Source organism: Mesorhizobium sp. B2-3-4, from assembly GCF_006442315.1.
GTDB lineage: Bacteria > Pseudomonadota > Alphaproteobacteria > Rhizobiales > Rhizobiaceae > Mesorhizobium.
Map to the genome: position 1 here is coordinate 80,440 of NZ_VFVY01000016.1, position 14,917 is coordinate 95,356.

Genomic DNA, 14,917 nt, shown 5'->3' on the forward strand with positions numbered 1-14,917 from the left:
CTATCCTTCCGGTATCCAAGGCATGGATGAAAGGAATACCGTCATGCAAAGCAGACTCCTGGCGCTCGGCCTGTTTTCCGTCGCCGCCATTCACCCCGCGCTGGCGGCGCAGTCCGATGCGGTCGCGGCGCCCGGCGAGCCGCCGCCTGTCAGGGCCATGCAGGATGGACCCGGCCCGATGCCCGGTCCGCAGGGTTTTGGCCCGTACGGCCAGATGCGGCATGGTCCGCAGGGCTGGGGTCCGCAGGGCTTTGGCCCGCAAGATTCTGGTCCCGAGGGTTTTGGCCCCCGCCGCATGGGGCCGCCGCCCGAGTTCATGCTGGCCGCCCGGCTTGCCGCGCTCGAGACACGCGTCGGCATCCGCAGCGAACAGCTCGATGCCTGGCGCGACTACACCAGTGCGCTGCAGGCGGTGCTTTCGCCGCCACGGCACGACCGTGGCCCCGGCGGGACGGGTAGCCCGCAAGCCAAGGGTCCGGATGCCGGCCCGGGCGGCAAGGCCGACCCCTTCTCCTTCCAGGAAAGGTTGGCGGACGACGTCACGGCGCGCGCGGCTTCGGCGGCGAAGCTGAAGGACGCGATCGCCGAACTGCGCGCCAAGCTCTCGCCCGAACAACTCGAAATCCTCGCTTCGGCGGATCGGCCACACGGACCACCCCCCGGTCCCTGGGGCGCTCCGCCGAATGATGCAGCCGGTCCAGCAGGCCCGCCCACTGATGGCCTGATGCCGCCGCCCCAGCCCGGGAACGGCGCGCAACTCTGACCGGTTGCGCCGGCCGGCCCCGGTACTCAACCCGTTCCCGGGCCGGCCGGTCTCCCTGCCGGGATGGCCGATCGCGCCATCCCGGATTCACCCGACGAGAATGAAGGTACGACAATGTGGGAAGCCCTGATGCTGCTGCGGCTGATCGCATCGGCAAGCCCGAGACTTTCACTTGGCCAGGGCGCGCTGTCCAGGCGCGACGGCGATGCCGCGCTGCCCGGGCGCGCGGGCGTTGCGGCGCTGCCGGCCGACACGCTGAAGGGCGCGATCCGGCTGAATTTCGCCGCCTGGCGCCTGTCGCTCCCGCTTTCTCAACGGTCCGATGGCCACGAAAATCATGACCGCAAGATCGCATAAGACATATCTCGCCCTGACGGCCCTGTTGATCGCGCTCGCCACCATGGCGGCGCTCAGGGCCTATGGCCGAGGCAATGCCGAACCGGCCGCGCCCGCGGCGGCGGCGCCGCGCGCCAGCCTGACGGTTGCGGTCGAAGCGGTGCGCACCGAGGCGATCGCTTCGTCGATCAGCGCCACCGGCACGGTTGCCGCCTGGCAGGAGGCGACGATCGGTTCCGAAGAGAGCGGCCTGCGCCTGACCGACGTGCTGGTCGCCGAAGGCGATTGCGTGAAAGCGGGCGACGTCATCGCGCGGCTCGATGCCTCCTTGCTGAAGGCCCAACTCGCCGAGCAGAAGGCCGCCGTGACGCAGGCCCAGGCGACACTTCAATCCGCGATATCGGCTGCCGCACGCGCCGACAAGCTGCTCGCCAGCAACGCCGTCAGCGCCGAGACGGCCGAGGAAAAGGCGACCGCGGTCAAGACCGACCAGGCTGGCGTCGAGCAGGCGCAGGCCGCCGCCGACAAGTTGCAGGCCGAACTCGACCGGACCACCATCCGCGCGCCCTTCGATGGCGTCGTCTCCAGCAAGCCGGCAGTCACCGGCTCGATCGTCCAAGCCGGGACCGAGCTGATGAGGATCATGCGGGACGGCAGGCTGGAGGTTGGCGTGCTCGTGCCCGAAAAGGATCTCCCTTCCATCGCGGTCGGGCAGTCGGCCGATGTCGTCGATGCCGCCGGCCGCCGCTTCGCCGGCAACGTCTCGTCGATTGCCCAGACGGTCAACTCGACCACGCGGCTTGCCACGGTCTATGTCGCGCTCGCGGAAGGCTCGGGGCTGAAACCAGGCATGTTCGCCCGCGTCTCGATCGCGGGTCCCACTTCGCTGCGGCTCAGCGTCGCCGAGGCGGCCCTCGTCTGGCAGGACGGCAAGCCGGTGGTCTTCGTGATCGACGGCGCCGGCAAGGCCAGCGCGCGCCCGGTCACAGTGGGTGCCCATCTGAACGGCCGCGTCGCCGTGGAAGACGGGCTCTCGGAAGGCGACCGCGTCGTCGTCGCCGGCGCCGGCTTCCTCAACGACGGCAATTTGGTGCGCGTTGCCGCCGCCGAAGCGGGCGCACCCGCCGCCCAGGCGCCGGAGGCGGCGCGATGAACGCCATTTCCTCCTGGTCGATCCGCAATCCGGTGCCGACCATCGTGCTCTTCCTGTCGCTGACCATCGCCGGTCTCGACGGGTTCATGCAACTGCGCACCAACAACATGCCCGACATCGACCTGCCGACGGTCACCGTCACCGTCTCGCAGCCGGGGGCGGCGCCGAGCGAAATGGAGGTGCAGGTCGCACGCGTGATCGAGAACACCGTGGCGACGCTCGAAGGCGTCGACGATGTCTCGACCTCGATCAGCGAAGGCTCTTCCGTCACCACGGTCGAGTTCACGCTCGGCACCGATCCCGAAACGGCCACCAACGATGTGCGCAACGCCGTGTCGGAAGTGCAGTCCAGTCTGCCGGCGGCGGCCGAGTCGCCAGTCGTGGCCAAGGTCAATGCGACGGGCAATTCGGTGCTGACTTATGTCGTCGAAGCGCCTTCCATGTCGCCGGACGCGCTGAGCTGGTACATCGACAATGATGTCGCCAAGGCGCTGCTCGGCGTCGACGGCGTCTACAAGATCACTCGTTCGGGCGGCGTCGACCGGGTCATCCGCGTCGAGCTCGACCCCGACCGTCTCGCGGCACTCGGCATCAGCGCCGGTGATGTCAGCCAGACGCTCGCCTCCAACAACGTCAACCAGCCGGGCGGGCGCGTCAATATCGGTGGCCAGGAGCAGTCGGTGCGCACGCTGGCAAGCGCTGCAACCGTCGAGGCGCTGGCCGACACGCGCATCGCGCTGTCGGGTGCCGGCGACGTCAAGCTCTCCGATCTCGGCACTGTCGTCGACAGGTGGGAAAAGCCGCGCCAGGCGGCCTATCTCGACGGAAGGCAGGTGGTCGCCTTCAACGTCTACCGCTCCGTCGGGTCGAGCGAGATCGACGTGGTCAAGTCTGCGCGATCTGCGATCGCAAGCATCAGCGCCAAGACCGATATTGCGAAATTCACCGAAGTCACGTCTTCGTCAGGCTTCGTGCAGGAGAGTTATGACGCCGCGTTCGAGGCGCTATGGCTCGGTGCGCTGCTGGCCATCGGCGTCGTCTGGCTGTTCCTGCGCGATGTCAGGGCGACGCTGGTGTCGGCGGTCGCCATGCCGCTGTCGCTGATCCCGACCTTCGCCGTCATGGCGGCGTTCAACATCTCGCTCAACAACATCACTTTGCTCGCCTTGTCATTGGTGGTCGGCATCCTGGTCGACGATGCCATCGTCGAGATCGAGAACATCGTGCGCCATATGCGCCAGACCGGGGCCAGCGCCTACCAGGCGGCGATCGAGGCGGCCGACGAGATCGGACTTGCGGTGGTGGCGACCACGGCAACCATCGTGGCGGTGTTCCTGCCGGTCGCCTTCATGTCCGGCATTCCGGGAAAGTTCTTCTTCTCCTTCGCCGTCGCGGTCTGCGTGTCGGTGCTGTTCTCGCTTTTGGTGGCGCGCATGCTCACGCCCTTGATGGGCGCCTATCTGGTGCGCGCCGGCGGCCACAGCGAGGACGATCTGCCGGCTTGGGTGCCGACCTATCTGTGGCTGCTGCGCAAGGCGCTCGATCACCGCTGGATAACGCTTTTGGCCGGCATCGCCTTTTTTGCCGGTTCGCTCGCGCTGGCGACTAAGCTGCCGACCGAATTCATGGCGGCAGCGGACCGCGGCCGCTCGATGATCTCGGTCGAGTTGCAGCCGGGCTCGACGATCGAGCAGACTACGGCCGCGGTGCAGGACATTACCAGGCGGCTCGAGAAGGAACCGGCCGTCGACAGCGTCTTTGCCACCATCGGCACCGCGGCTGCCTCGGGCGGCGGACCCAATTCGACCACGTCGGCGGCCGAGGTGCGCACAGCCGCCGTCACCGTCGATCTCAAGCCGCGCGCCGAGCGGACGATTAGCCAGCAGCAGTTCGAGGCCGAGACCTCGCCCAAGCTGAACGACATTCCGGGCGTCCGCATCCAGTTCGGCGCCGACGGGTTCTCCGGCGCCAAGGTGTCGATCACCCTGATTGGTGACGATGGCAGCGCGCTCGAAAAGGCGAGCAATGCGCTGATCGAGCAGATGAAATCGCTTCCCGGCCTCATCAACCCGACCTCGACAGCGGCGACGACAAAGCCGGAACTCATCGTGCGTCCCGACAGCGCCAGGGCGGCCGCGCTCGGCGTGACGCCGACCGAAATCGCCTCGACGGTGAAGATCGCCACTATCGGCGACACCGACACCAGCCTTGCCAAGTTCAATCTCGGCGACCGGCAGGTGTCCATTGTCGTGACCTTGCCAGATGGCGCCATCGACGATCCGGCAAAACTGGCCTTGCTGCCGCTGACCGGCAGCAAAGGCACGGTGCCGCTCGGCGCCGTCGCCGACATAGGCTTCAACGCCGGACCCAACAGCATCACAAGGGTAGGGCGGAGCCGCAGCGCGACGGTGGAAGCCGACCTTTCCGGCCTGACACTTGGCCAGGCGACAGCGGCGATCCGTGCCTTGCCGATCATGCGCAACCTGCCCGCCGGCGTGCAGGAACTGTCGCGCGGCGACGCCCAGCGCATGCAGGAGCTGTTTTCCGGCTTCGCCATCGCGATCGCCGCCGGCATATTGCTGATGTACCTGACGCTGGTGCTTCTGTTCCGCGGCTTCGTGCAGCCGGTGACCATCCTGGTGGCGCTGCCGCTGTCGATCGGCGGCGCGCTCGGTTTCATGCTGATCACCGGCAAGGCGCTTGGCATATCGCCGCTGATCGGGATATTGATGCTGATGGGCATCGCGGCCAAGAACTCGATCTTGCTTGTCGAGTACGCTCTGGTCGCGCAGAAGGAGCGTGGCATGAGCCGCTTCGAGGCACTGCTCGATGCTGCCCGCAAGCGGGCACGGCCCATCGTCATGACATCGATAGCCATGGGCGTCGGCATGTTGCCGATCGCGCTCGGCATCGGCGCGGATGCCGAGACACGCGCCCCGATGGCGATCGCCGTGATCGGCGGGCTCATCTCCTCGACCGTGCTCAGCCTCGTCTACGTGCCGGTGGTCTACACCTTCATGGACGACCTTCAGCGTCTCCTTGGCCGCTATCTCTCCCGGCTCCTCGTCGAACGATCCGATGCCGACCGCCAGGCGGCGACCGCAACCCCAGCGAAAGATCCAGACCATGCCTATCCAGTCTAATCATTTTGCGCTGCCGATGCGCCGCCGCCTCGCGCCATGGGCCGGCATGGCTTGCGCCGCGTTCCTGCTGGCGGCCTGCTCGCAGGAAGGAAGCAAGGCGCCGGCCGGCATGGGCGGTGTCGGCAAGCCGGAAGTCGGGGTCGTCACGCTGCATCCGCAGTCGGTCGCCATCACGGCCGAACTGCCGGGACGCACGGCGGCTTCGCTGGTCGCCGAGGTGCGCCCGCAGGTCGACGGCATCATCCAGCAGCGGCTGTTCAAGGAAGGCGCCGAGGTCGTGGTGGGGCAGCCGCTCTACCTCATCGATCCGGCCAGCTACCAGGCGGCCTATGACAGCGCCGTGGCGACGCAGCAGAAGGCCGAAGCGGCGGTGCCCACCGCGCAGGCCAAGTTCGACCGCTACGCCGGACTGCTCAAGCAGAACGTTGTTTCCAAACAGGATTATGACGATGCCGCCGCCACGCTGGCGCAGGCGCAGGCCGATGTCGCCTCGGCCAAGGCGAGCGTGGAAACAGCGCGCATCAGCTTCAACCGCACCTCGATCACCGCGCCGATCGCCGGCCGCATCGACAAGTCGACGCTGACGCCGGGCGCGCTGGTGACCGCCAACCAGGAGACGGTGCTGACCACGATCCGTTCGCTCGATCCGATCAATGTCGACGTCACCCAATCGAGCACCAACCTGCTCAACCTGCGCCAGGCGATCTCGGAAGGACGGCTGAAGTTCAGCGGTCCCAATGTCTCGGTCAAGCTGAAGCTGGAGAACGGCACCATCTATCAGCAGACAGGCAAGCTGGAATTCGCCGGCGCCAATGTCGACCAGACCACCGGCACCTTCGCCTTGAGAGCCGAATTTCCCAATCCAGACCGCCTGCTGCTGCCGGGCATGTATGTGCGCGCCCTGGTCGAGGAAGGCGTCGCGCAGAACTCCTTCCTGGTGCCGCAACGCGGCGTCACCCGCAACACCAAGGGTGAGGCGACGGCCATGGTCATCAACGCGCAGGGCAAGGTCGAGACGCGCGTGCTCACTGTGCGCAACAGCGTCGGCAACAACTGGCTGGTCGATAGCGGCGTCGGCGACGGCGACCGCGTCATCGTCGAGGGGCTGCAACTGGTGCGACCGGGCGGCGACGCGACCGGCGTCGAGGTGACCATCGACGAGGCGACCGGCGAGATCAAGGACCGCGGCCAGACCTCGGCACTGCCAGCCCCGTCCAAGATGGCCAGCGCCGGCCAGCAACCCGCCGCCGCGACCGGGAACTGAGCCGATGTCAGCATTTTTCATCAACCGGCCGATCTTCGCCTGGGTGATCGCCATCGTGATCATGCTTGGCGGCCTGCTCGCGCTCTCCACGCTGCCGATCTCGCAATATCCGCAGATCGCGCCGACCACGGTCAACATCAGCGCCACCTATCCCGGCGCCGACGCACAGACGGTCGAGAACTCGGTGACCAAGGTCATCGAGCAAGGCATGACCGGCATCGACAATCTCGACTACATGACGGCGACGTCAACCTCGACCGGCTCTGCCTCCATCACGCTGACCTTCACCAGCTCGGCCGATCCCGATACCGCCCAGGTGCAGACGCAGAACAAGCTGCAGCTCGTGCAGTCGCAATTGCCGCAGGTGGTGCAGAGCAACGGCATCACCGTCTCGAAATCCTCGACCGGCTTCCTGATGGTCATCGGCTTCGTCTCCAGCGACGGCAAGATGAACTCGACGGACCTCGCCGACTATGTCGACGCCACCGTCAACGACACGCTGAAGCGCGTCGAGGGCGTCGGCTCGACGCAGCTCTTCGGCTCGGGCTATGCCATGCGCATCTGGCTCGACCCGGACAAGCTCGCCAAATACGCGCTGATGCCGAGCGACGTGGCGAGCGCCATCGAGGCGCAGAACACGCAGGTTTCGGCCGGCCAGCTCGGCGGCCTGCCGGCGCGCAAGGGCCAGCAGCTCAACGCGACGGTGACGGCCAAGAGCCGGCTGCAGACGGCCGAACAGTTCCGCAACATCATCCTGAAGAGCCAGACCGACGGCTCGCTGGTGCGCCTCAACGACGTCGCCACCGTCGAGCTCGGCGCCGAAAGCTATACGACGCAGGCCAATTACAACGGCAAGCCGGCGGCGGGCGTCGCCGTCAACCTGGCGACCGGCGCCAACGCCATCAGCACCGCCGAGGCGGTGCGCTCGACGATCAACAGGCTGAGCTCGACCTTCCCGCAGGGCGTCGAGGTCGTTTACCCCTACGACACTTCGCCCTTCGTGCGGCTGTCGATCGAGGAGGTGGTCAAGACGCTGGCCGAGGCGATCGTGCTGGTGTTCCTGGTGATGTTCATCTTCCTGCAGAATCTGCGGGCGACCATCATCCCGACCATCGCGGTGCCGGTGGTGCTGCTCGGCACGTTCGGCGTGCTGGCGTTGTTCGGCTATTCCGTCAACACGCTGACCATGTTCGCCATGGTGCTGGCCATCGGCCTGCTGGTCGACGACGCCATCGTCGTGGTCGAGAATGTCGAACGCGTCATGGCGGAGGAGGGGCTGCCGCCAAAAGAAGCGACGCGAAAATCGATGAACGAGATCACCGGCGCGCTGATCGGCATTGCCACGGTGCTGTCGGCGGTGTTCGTGCCGATGGCCTTCTTCGGCGGCTCGACCGGCATCATCTACCGGCAGTTCTCGGTGACCATCGTCTCGGCCATGGTGCTGTCCGTGCTGGTGGCGCTGGTGCTGACGCCCGCGCTGTGCGCCACCATCCTGCGGCCACCGAAGGACCATGCGACACAGACCGGTCCGTTCGGCTGGTTCAACCGGATGTTCGACCGCGGCACGACGGCCTATCGCGACGGCTCGCACGGCATCATCAACCGGGGCAAGCGCTTCCTGGTCGTGTTCCTGGCCATCGTCGTGGCCATGGGCTGGATGTTTGCCCGCCTGCCGAGCTCGTTTCTGCCGGAAGAGGACCAGGGCATCCTGATCACCAGCGTGCAGCTGCCGGTCGGCGCCACGCAGGACCGCACCGAGCGGGTGCTGGCGCAGGTGACGGATCACTATCTCAAGGAAGAGAAGGACGCGGTCGAAGGCGTCTTCACCGCCTCGGGCTTCGGCTTCGGCGGCGCCGGGCAGAATGTCGGCATCGGCTTCGTGCGGCTGAAGGACTTCAGCCAGCGTAAATCGGCGGCTTCCGCGGCGCAGGCGATCGCCGGTCGCGCCATGGGCGCGTTCCGAGGGATCAGGGACGCGCAGGTGTTCGCGCTGGCGCCGCCCGCGATCCAGGGTTTCGGTAACACCAACGGCTTCGATTTCTACCTGCAGGACGTCAATGGCGCCGGCCATGACGCGCTGATCCAGACGCGCAACCAGCTTCTGGGCCTCGCGGCACAGAGCAAGGTGCTGGCCAACACGCGCCCCAACGGCCAGGAGGACCAGCCGCAATTCTCGGTCGACATCGATCAGGAGAAGGCGAGCGCGCTGGGCGTCAGCCTTGCCGACATCAACAACACATTGTCGAGCGCCTGGGGCAGCGACTACGTCAACGATTTCATCGATCGCGGACGGGTGAAGCCGGTCTACATGCAGTCGGACGCGAATTTCCGCATGCAGCCGGAGGATCTCGACAAATGGCAGGTGCGCAATTCCAGCGGCGCCATGGTGCCGTTCTCGGCCTTCGCCTCCAGCCACTGGACATTCGGCTCGCCCCGGCTCGAACGCTACAATGGTTCGGCGGCGGTCGAGATCCAGGGCGCTGCCGCTGCGGGCGTCAGCTCGGGCGCGGCGATGGACGAGATCGACAAGCTCGTCGCGCAGCTGCCGCCGGGCTACTCCCATGAATGGACAGGGCTTTCGCACCAGGAGCGGCTTTCGGGCAACCAGGCGCTGTCGCTCTATGCGATTTCGGCGCTGGTCGTGTTCCTGTGCCTGGCGGCACTTTATGAAAGCTGGTCGATCCCGTTCGCGGTCATGCTGTCGGTGCCGATCGGCATCTTCGGCGCACTGGCGGCGGCAACGCTGTTCGGGCAGACCAACGACGTCTATTTCAAGGTCGGGCTTTTGACCACGATCGGCCTTGCCGCCAAGAACGCCATCCTGATCGTCGAGTTCGCCATCGAGCGGCAGGCGGCCGGAATGGGACTGGTCGAAGCGACGCTGGAAGCGGCGCGACAACGATTGCGGCCGATCCTGATGACGTCGCTGGCCTTCATCCTCGGCGTGACGCCGCTGGCGATCGCCAGTGGCGCGGGTTCGGGCGCGCAGAACTCGGTCGGCATCGGCGTGATGGGCGGCATGATCGCGGCGACCGTGATCGGCGTGTTCCTGGTGCCGCTGTTGTTCGTCGCGGTACGACGCATCTTCAAGGGCAGGGTGGCTAAACAGGATACGGGCGAGACGCCGGCAACGGCCAACCAGCAGCAATAAGGGTTCTTCACATGACAGGTTTTGAACGTGGCTCGGTGGCCGCGAGGCGGCTCCTTGCGCCTATTCTCAGCGCGACCTTGCTCGCGGGATGCGTCGTCGGTCCGGACTACCGCACGCCCCTCCTGCCGATGCCGGCAAACTGGAGCGGCCAGAAGCCGGCGAAAACCGCCCAGCCGGCGCAACTGTCGCAATGGTGGCAGCGCCTGCGCGACCCCACGCTCAACACGCTTGTCGAGGAAGCGGTTGCCGGCAATCTCGATGTCGCCACCGCCAGGGCCAAGATTCGCGAGGCGCGCGCCAGCTACCGGCAGTCGGCCGGCACGCTGTTCCCGTCGGCCGACGGCTCGGCATCGGCGACGCGCAACAAGACGGCCGCCGCCACGACGGGCGGCACCGCCAGCGACGTGTACAGTCAGTTCCAGTCCGGCTTGGACGCCAGTTGGGAACTCGACCTGTTCGGCGCCAACCGCAGGGACGTCGAGGCCGCGCGCTACGGTGTCGACGCCTCGCAGGAGGAGTTGCGCTCGACGCTGCTGACGCTGGTCGGCGATGTCGCATCCACCTATGCCCAGGCGCGCGGCTATCAGGCCCGTATCGCGCTGGCCAGGCGTTCGGCGGTGTCGCAGAGACAGACCGCCGAACTCACCCGCACCATGGCGCAGGCGGGCTCGGCGACGGCGGCCGATGTCGCCAAGGCGATGGGGCAGGCGGCCAGCACCGAGGCGGCGGTGCCGACACTGGAGGCAAGCTATGCCGAGGCGGTGCATCGCCTGTCGGTGCTCACCGGAAAGCCGCCGGCGGCGCTCAGCGAGCGGCTGAAGCGGAGCGCCCCTATCCCCGCGCCAAAGCTGCCGATCCCGACTGGAATTCCAGCCGACATCCTGCTTTCTCGCCCCGACGTGCGCATGGCCGAGCGGCAATACGCGCAATACACCGCCAAGGTCGGCCAGGCCGAGGCCGCGCGCTATCCCTCGGTCAGCCTGACCGGCAACATCAGCACGACGGCCTATCAGCTTGGCGATCTCGGCAAGAACTCCTCGATCGGCTGGTCGTTCGGACCGACGCTCAGCGTGCCTTTGTTCAACGCCGGGCAATTGAAGGCGGCCGTCGAGGTCGCCCAGGCGCAGCGCGACCAGTATTTCATCACCTACCGGGCCTCGGTTCTGAGTGCGCTCGAGGATGTCGAGAACGCGCTGGTTTCGCTGGCGCAGGAGCGTATCCGCATCAGCAAGCTTGCCTCGTCGGCGAAGTCCTATGGCGATGCGGCGCGGCTGGAGGGCACGCTCTACAAGGCCGGCGAGACCAGCCTTCTCGACGTGCTCGACGCCCAGCGCTCGCTCTACACGGCCGAGGATTCGCTGCTGCAGAGCCGCGTCCTGCTGGCGACCAACTACATCGCCCTTAACAAGACGCTGGGCGGCGGCTGGGACGGCGCGGTCGACAGCGCCAGGCCCGAGATCGTCGACGTCAAGATGGGACCGCGGCTGGCGGCGAAGGCGACCACGCAGTGAGCAAAATGTGTAATCGGGATGATCGCCCGCCCGACTATAGTGTGATGGAGGCCATGAGATGTCCGCCATATACGATCTCGCGTCCGGCATGATCCGGCGCGTCTACGAAAAGCGCCTAGACGCGCCAGCGATCCTGGATTGCGCCGCCGACTTTCCGAACGCGGCGAAGTTCACCGCCGCCTGGCAAGGCATTCGCGACGAGGCGCTTGCCGTGCGGCCGGGCAAGGCGCCGCGCTTCCATGACATCATGGCGGAACAGGCCGGGATTTCGGCCAATGACGGCCTGGACTGGCGCATGTTCGTGCTCAAGGCCTATGATATCGGCGTCCCTGAAAATCTGGCGCGGATGCCGGTTCTGAGCCGGTTGCTCGCCGCGTGCCCCGAAGTCAAATCGGCGGCCATCTCCTTCCTGGCGCCGCGCAAGCATATTCCGAGCCACCGCGGGCCGTTTCGCGGCATCATGCGCTTTCATCTCGGCCTGGTCATGCCGCGGCAGGCCGACGGCCGTCCGGCGACCATCATGACGATCAACCATCAGGAGAAGCGGATCACGGACGGCGAAGGCATGCTGTGGGACGACACATTCCCGCACGAGGTGGTGAACAACGCCGACGAGGCCCGTATCGCGCTGTTGCTCGATGTCTGGCGCCCGGGAATGCCGCTGGACATGGAGATCCTGTCCCGGCTCATCGTGCGTGGCGTTCAGGCGGGGATGCGCCACAGGGGCGTGTCGTTCTCCGGCTGAGCCTGGCTGCGCATTCTTCCTGAAATTGCTTCCCGTCACGCGGCGAGGATCAGGCAGCGTGGCGCTCCTGTTTCGGGCGCAACCGCATCCTTGACAGCCCTAATTAATTTCTTAACATTAGAAAATAATAGGGAGGAAAAGATGGGCGTCCACCACGGAGCGATCCTGCGCATCCTGCGCGACGACGGTCCGCAGTCGCGTGCCGAACTGGCGCGGCGCACCGCGCTGTCGCCCACCGCGCTAACCCATCTGACGGCGCATCTTCTGCGGGAAGGGACTGTCGTCGAGCTCAACCAGGCCGCCGCCGGCGACGCCCCCGTCGGCCGGCCGGCGATCGGGGTCGCGCTGGTGCCTGACGCGCTTTCGGTGGTTGGCGTGCACATCGGCGCCGGGACCATCCACGCCACGATCACCGACCTCAAGGCGTCCTCGAAGGCGATGGCCTCGCACTATTTCGACACCGCCACCAGCGAACCGGCCGCGGTGATCGGCAAGGTGGTGCGCACTGTCGAGCAACTGATCAAGAAGACCGGCGTCGAGCGGTCCCGGCTGGTCGGGCTGGGGCTCGGCGTGCCCGGTCCGGTGGACACCAAGCGGCGGCGCAATCTGCAGTCGGTCAATTACGACTGGAAGGACGTACCCTTCGCCGACGAGCTCGAAACGGCGCTGCGCATGCCGGCCGTCGTCGAGCACAATGTCAGCGCCATGGCGCTGGCGGAATCGCGCTACGGCATCGGCCGCGACGCCACGGCGCTGCTCTACATCTATCTGCGCACCGGCCTCGGCGCCGGGCTGGTGATCAACGGCATGCCGTTTCGCCCCGGCGGCTACGGCGCGGTCGAACTCGGCCATGTCCAGGTGGTCGAGAATGGCGAGCGCTGCGCCTGCGGCAACAGAGGTTGCCTGGAGACGTTCCTGTCCGAACGCGCGCTTGCCCGCGACGCGCATATCGAGGCGCCGCACCCCAAGCGGCTGCTGGCCGAGCTGGAGAAATATCCCGAAGCCTGGAACGCGGCGCTCAAGCACCTGACGACGGCGATTTCAACCGCGACCAACCTGCTCAATCCCGACCTGATCGTCTTTGGCGGCTATCTCGCCGAAGCGCCGGAACGCTTCATCGACCATATCCGCGAAGAGGTTCCGCCGCGCGTGCTGCCGCCGATGCGCGACGTGCTGCGCATCGAGCGGTCGAGCCTCGGCCCGGGCGCGGGCGCCATCGGCGCGGCGGCCGCGGCGCTCGACCATTTCTTCTATTCGGGGGTGTCGCGATGAGCGGACCGGCCAAGACGACGCGCGCCGGCGGTGGACCGCCGGAAGGGCAGGGCACCGACTATTCCGGCCTCGCTCTCAATCTCGTCGGGCTCGTCGCCGGCATCGCCATCTGGTGGGCGCTGACGGCGGGCGGCGCGGTCGGCCTGCCGCCGCCGCCGCAGGTGGCGGTTCGGTTCGCCGATGTCATCGCCAGCGGGCAGCTTTTCACCGACATCGCCTCCAGTCTGGCGCGGGTGCTGACCGGCTTCCTGCTCGGCGTCATCCTGGCGATCCCGGTCGGCTTCGTCATGGGCTGGTACAAGGTCGCGCGTTCGCTCATCGAACCCTATCTGCAGTTCTTCCGCATGATCCCGCCGCTCGCCATCATACCGCTGGCGATCGTCACCATGGGCATCAACGAGACGCCGAAGATCTTCGTCATCTTCCTGGCGTCGTTCCTGGCCAGCGTGGTCGCCACCTATCAGGGCGTCATCAGCGTCGACAAGACGATGATCAACGCCGCGCGGGTGCTCGGCGCCAGGGACCTCACGATTTTCCTGCGCGTCATCATTCCCGCCTCGACGCCGTTCATCCTGGTCGGCGTGCGCATCGGCCTGGGATCGGCCTGGGCGACATTGGTTGCGGCCGAGCTGATCGCCGCGCAGTCCGGCCTCGGCTTCCGCATGCAGCAGGCGCAGCTCTATTACGATCTGCCGACCATCTTCGTCAGCCTGATCACCATCGGCATCCTCGGCCTCGCCATGGACCGCATCCTGCTGGTGATCGAACGCCGGCTCACCGTCTGGCAGGAGCGCGTGTGATGGCTTCCAAACCCACCCCCAAGATCGTGTTCGATCATGTCACCCGCCGCTTCGATCTGAGCGACAACAGCTTCATCGCGCTCGACAGGCTGTCGCTCGACATCGCCGACGGCGAGTTCGTCACCGTCGTCGGCCCCTCCGGCTGCGGCAAGTCGACGGCGCTCAACATCGCCGCCGGCCTGTTGAAGCCGAGCGAGGGCACCGTGCTGGTCGACGGCAAGGCCGTCGAAGGGCCGGGGCCGGAGCGCGGCATGATCTTCCAGCAATACGCGTTGTTTCCGTGGCTCACCGTGCGCCAGAACGTCGAGTTCGGGCTGCGCATCAAGGGCGAGGAGGCCGCGCGCCGCAGGCAGATCGCCGAGCGCTTCATCGAGCTCGTCGGCCTGAGCGACTTCGCCGACGCGCTGCCCAAGACGCTGTCGGGCGGCATGAAGCAGCGTTGCGCCATCGCGCGCGCCTATGCGGTCGATCCTTCGATCCTGCTGATGGACGAGCCGTTCGGCGCGCTCGACGCGCTGACCCGCGTGCAGTTGCAGGACCAGTTGCTCGACACATGGAGCCGCGAGCGGCGCACGGTGATGTTCATCACCCACGATGTCGACGAGGCCGTCTATCTCGCCAACCGCGTCATCGTCATGGCGGCGCGGCCGGGCCGGCTGAAGGAGATCATCGACGTCCCGCTGCCTTATCCCAGGACCGAGGAAATCCGGCTTTCGGCCGACTTCATGACCATCCGCAACCGCGTCTGGCAAGCGGTGTACCACCAGTGACAGGAGGAG

Annotated in this window: 11 protein-coding genes; all 11 read left to right on the plus strand. The window is 66.7% G+C overall.

Going from position 1 to position 14,917, the window contains the following annotated elements; genetic code table 11:
* Positions 1–43 precede the first annotated feature (43 nt).
* The 11 genes from FJ967_RS22470 (at position 44) to FJ967_RS22520 (ending at position 14,908) form a co-directional block, all read left to right on the plus strand.
* Positions 44–763, plus strand: a complete 720-nt coding sequence (locus tag FJ967_RS22470) for a hypothetical protein (RefSeq protein ID WP_140734004.1) — start codon at positions 44–46, stop codon at positions 761–763.
* A 114-nt stretch (positions 764–877) separates the two neighbouring features.
* Positions 878–1,120 (plus strand): hypothetical protein, encoded by a 243-nt coding sequence (locus FJ967_RS22475; RefSeq protein WP_140734005.1) that lies wholly within the window; start codon positions 878–880, stop codon positions 1,118–1,120.
* The gene (locus tag FJ967_RS22480) at positions 1,101–2,252 is read left to right on the plus strand and encodes an efflux RND transporter periplasmic adaptor subunit (protein ID WP_181176093.1); all 1,152 of its coding nucleotides are present in this window, start codon (positions 1,101–1,103) and stop codon (positions 2,250–2,252) included. Before FJ967_RS22475 ends, FJ967_RS22480 begins: the two co-directional genes overlap by 20 nt.
* Positions 2,249–5,395, plus strand: a complete 3,147-nt coding sequence (locus FJ967_RS22485) for an efflux RND transporter permease subunit (protein ID WP_140734007.1) — start codon at positions 2,249–2,251, stop codon at positions 5,393–5,395. Before FJ967_RS22480 ends, FJ967_RS22485 begins: the two co-directional genes overlap by 4 nt.
* Positions 5,379–6,659 carry an efflux RND transporter periplasmic adaptor subunit gene (locus FJ967_RS22490; RefSeq protein ID WP_140734008.1) on the plus strand — a complete coding sequence of 427 codons (1,281 nt, stop codon included), beginning with the start codon at positions 5,379–5,381 and terminating at the stop codon, positions 6,657–6,659. The genes FJ967_RS22485 and FJ967_RS22490 overlap by 17 nt, the downstream gene beginning before the upstream one ends.
* Positions 6,660–6,663: 4 nt before the next feature.
* Positions 6,664–9,810 (plus strand): efflux RND transporter permease subunit, encoded by a 3,147-nt coding sequence (locus FJ967_RS22495; protein WP_140734009.1) that lies wholly within the window; start codon positions 6,664–6,666, stop codon positions 9,808–9,810.
* An 11-nt stretch (positions 9,811–9,821) separates the two neighbouring features.
* The gene (locus tag FJ967_RS22500) at positions 9,822–11,321 is read left to right on the plus strand and encodes an efflux transporter outer membrane subunit (RefSeq protein WP_140734010.1); all 1,500 of its coding nucleotides are present in this window, start codon (positions 9,822–9,824) and stop codon (positions 11,319–11,321) included.
* 58 nt (positions 11,322–11,379) lie between these two features.
* Positions 11,380–12,066: an aspartyl/asparaginyl beta-hydroxylase domain-containing protein gene (locus tag FJ967_RS22505; protein WP_140734011.1), complete on the plus strand. Its 687-nt coding sequence runs from the start codon at positions 11,380–11,382 to the stop codon at positions 12,064–12,066.
* 141 nt (positions 12,067–12,207) lie between these two features.
* A complete protein-coding gene (locus FJ967_RS22510) occupies positions 12,208–13,338 on the plus strand; it encodes an ROK family transcriptional regulator (RefSeq protein ID WP_140734012.1) in 1,131 nt (376 codons plus the stop codon).
* Positions 13,335–14,138: an ABC transporter permease gene (locus FJ967_RS22515; protein WP_140734013.1), complete on the plus strand. Its 804-nt coding sequence runs from the start codon at positions 13,335–13,337 to the stop codon at positions 14,136–14,138. Before FJ967_RS22510 ends, FJ967_RS22515 begins: the two co-directional genes overlap by 4 nt.
* Positions 14,138–14,908 carry an ABC transporter ATP-binding protein gene (locus FJ967_RS22520; protein ID WP_140734014.1) on the plus strand — a complete coding sequence of 257 codons (771 nt, stop codon included), beginning with the start codon at positions 14,138–14,140 and terminating at the stop codon, positions 14,906–14,908. Before FJ967_RS22515 ends, FJ967_RS22520 begins: the two co-directional genes overlap by 1 nt.
* Positions 14,909–14,917 lie beyond the last annotated feature (9 nt).

What these genes read in the sequence shown, in the direction of transcription:
- FJ967_RS22470 (WP_140734004.1), top strand. Translation starts at nt 44, where the DNA reads ATGCAAAGCAGACTCCTGGCGCTCGGCCTGTTTTCCGTCGCCGCCATT.
- FJ967_RS22475 (WP_140734005.1), top strand. Translation starts at nt 878, where the DNA reads ATGTGGGAAGCCCTGATGCTGCTGCGGCTGATCGCATCGGCAAGCCCG.
- FJ967_RS22480 (WP_181176093.1), top strand. Translation starts at nt 1,101, where the DNA reads ATGACCGCAAGATCGCATAAGACATATCTCGCCCTGACGGCCCTGTTG.
- FJ967_RS22485 (WP_140734007.1), top strand. Translation starts at nt 2,249, where the DNA reads ATGAACGCCATTTCCTCCTGGTCGATCCGCAATCCGGTGCCGACCATC.
- FJ967_RS22490 (WP_140734008.1), top strand. Translation starts at nt 5,379, where the DNA reads ATGCCTATCCAGTCTAATCATTTTGCGCTGCCGATGCGCCGCCGCCTC.
- FJ967_RS22495 (WP_140734009.1), top strand. Translation starts at nt 6,664, where the DNA reads ATGTCAGCATTTTTCATCAACCGGCCGATCTTCGCCTGGGTGATCGCC.
- FJ967_RS22500 (WP_140734010.1), top strand. Translation starts at nt 9,822, where the DNA reads ATGACAGGTTTTGAACGTGGCTCGGTGGCCGCGAGGCGGCTCCTTGCG.
- FJ967_RS22505 (WP_140734011.1), top strand. Translation starts at nt 11,380, where the DNA reads ATGTCCGCCATATACGATCTCGCGTCCGGCATGATCCGGCGCGTCTAC.
- FJ967_RS22510 (WP_140734012.1), top strand. Translation starts at nt 12,208, where the DNA reads ATGGGCGTCCACCACGGAGCGATCCTGCGCATCCTGCGCGACGACGGT.
- FJ967_RS22515 (WP_140734013.1), top strand. Translation starts at nt 13,335, where the DNA reads ATGAGCGGACCGGCCAAGACGACGCGCGCCGGCGGTGGACCGCCGGAA.
- FJ967_RS22520 (WP_140734014.1), top strand. Translation starts at nt 14,138, where the DNA reads ATGGCTTCCAAACCCACCCCCAAGATCGTGTTCGATCATGTCACCCGC.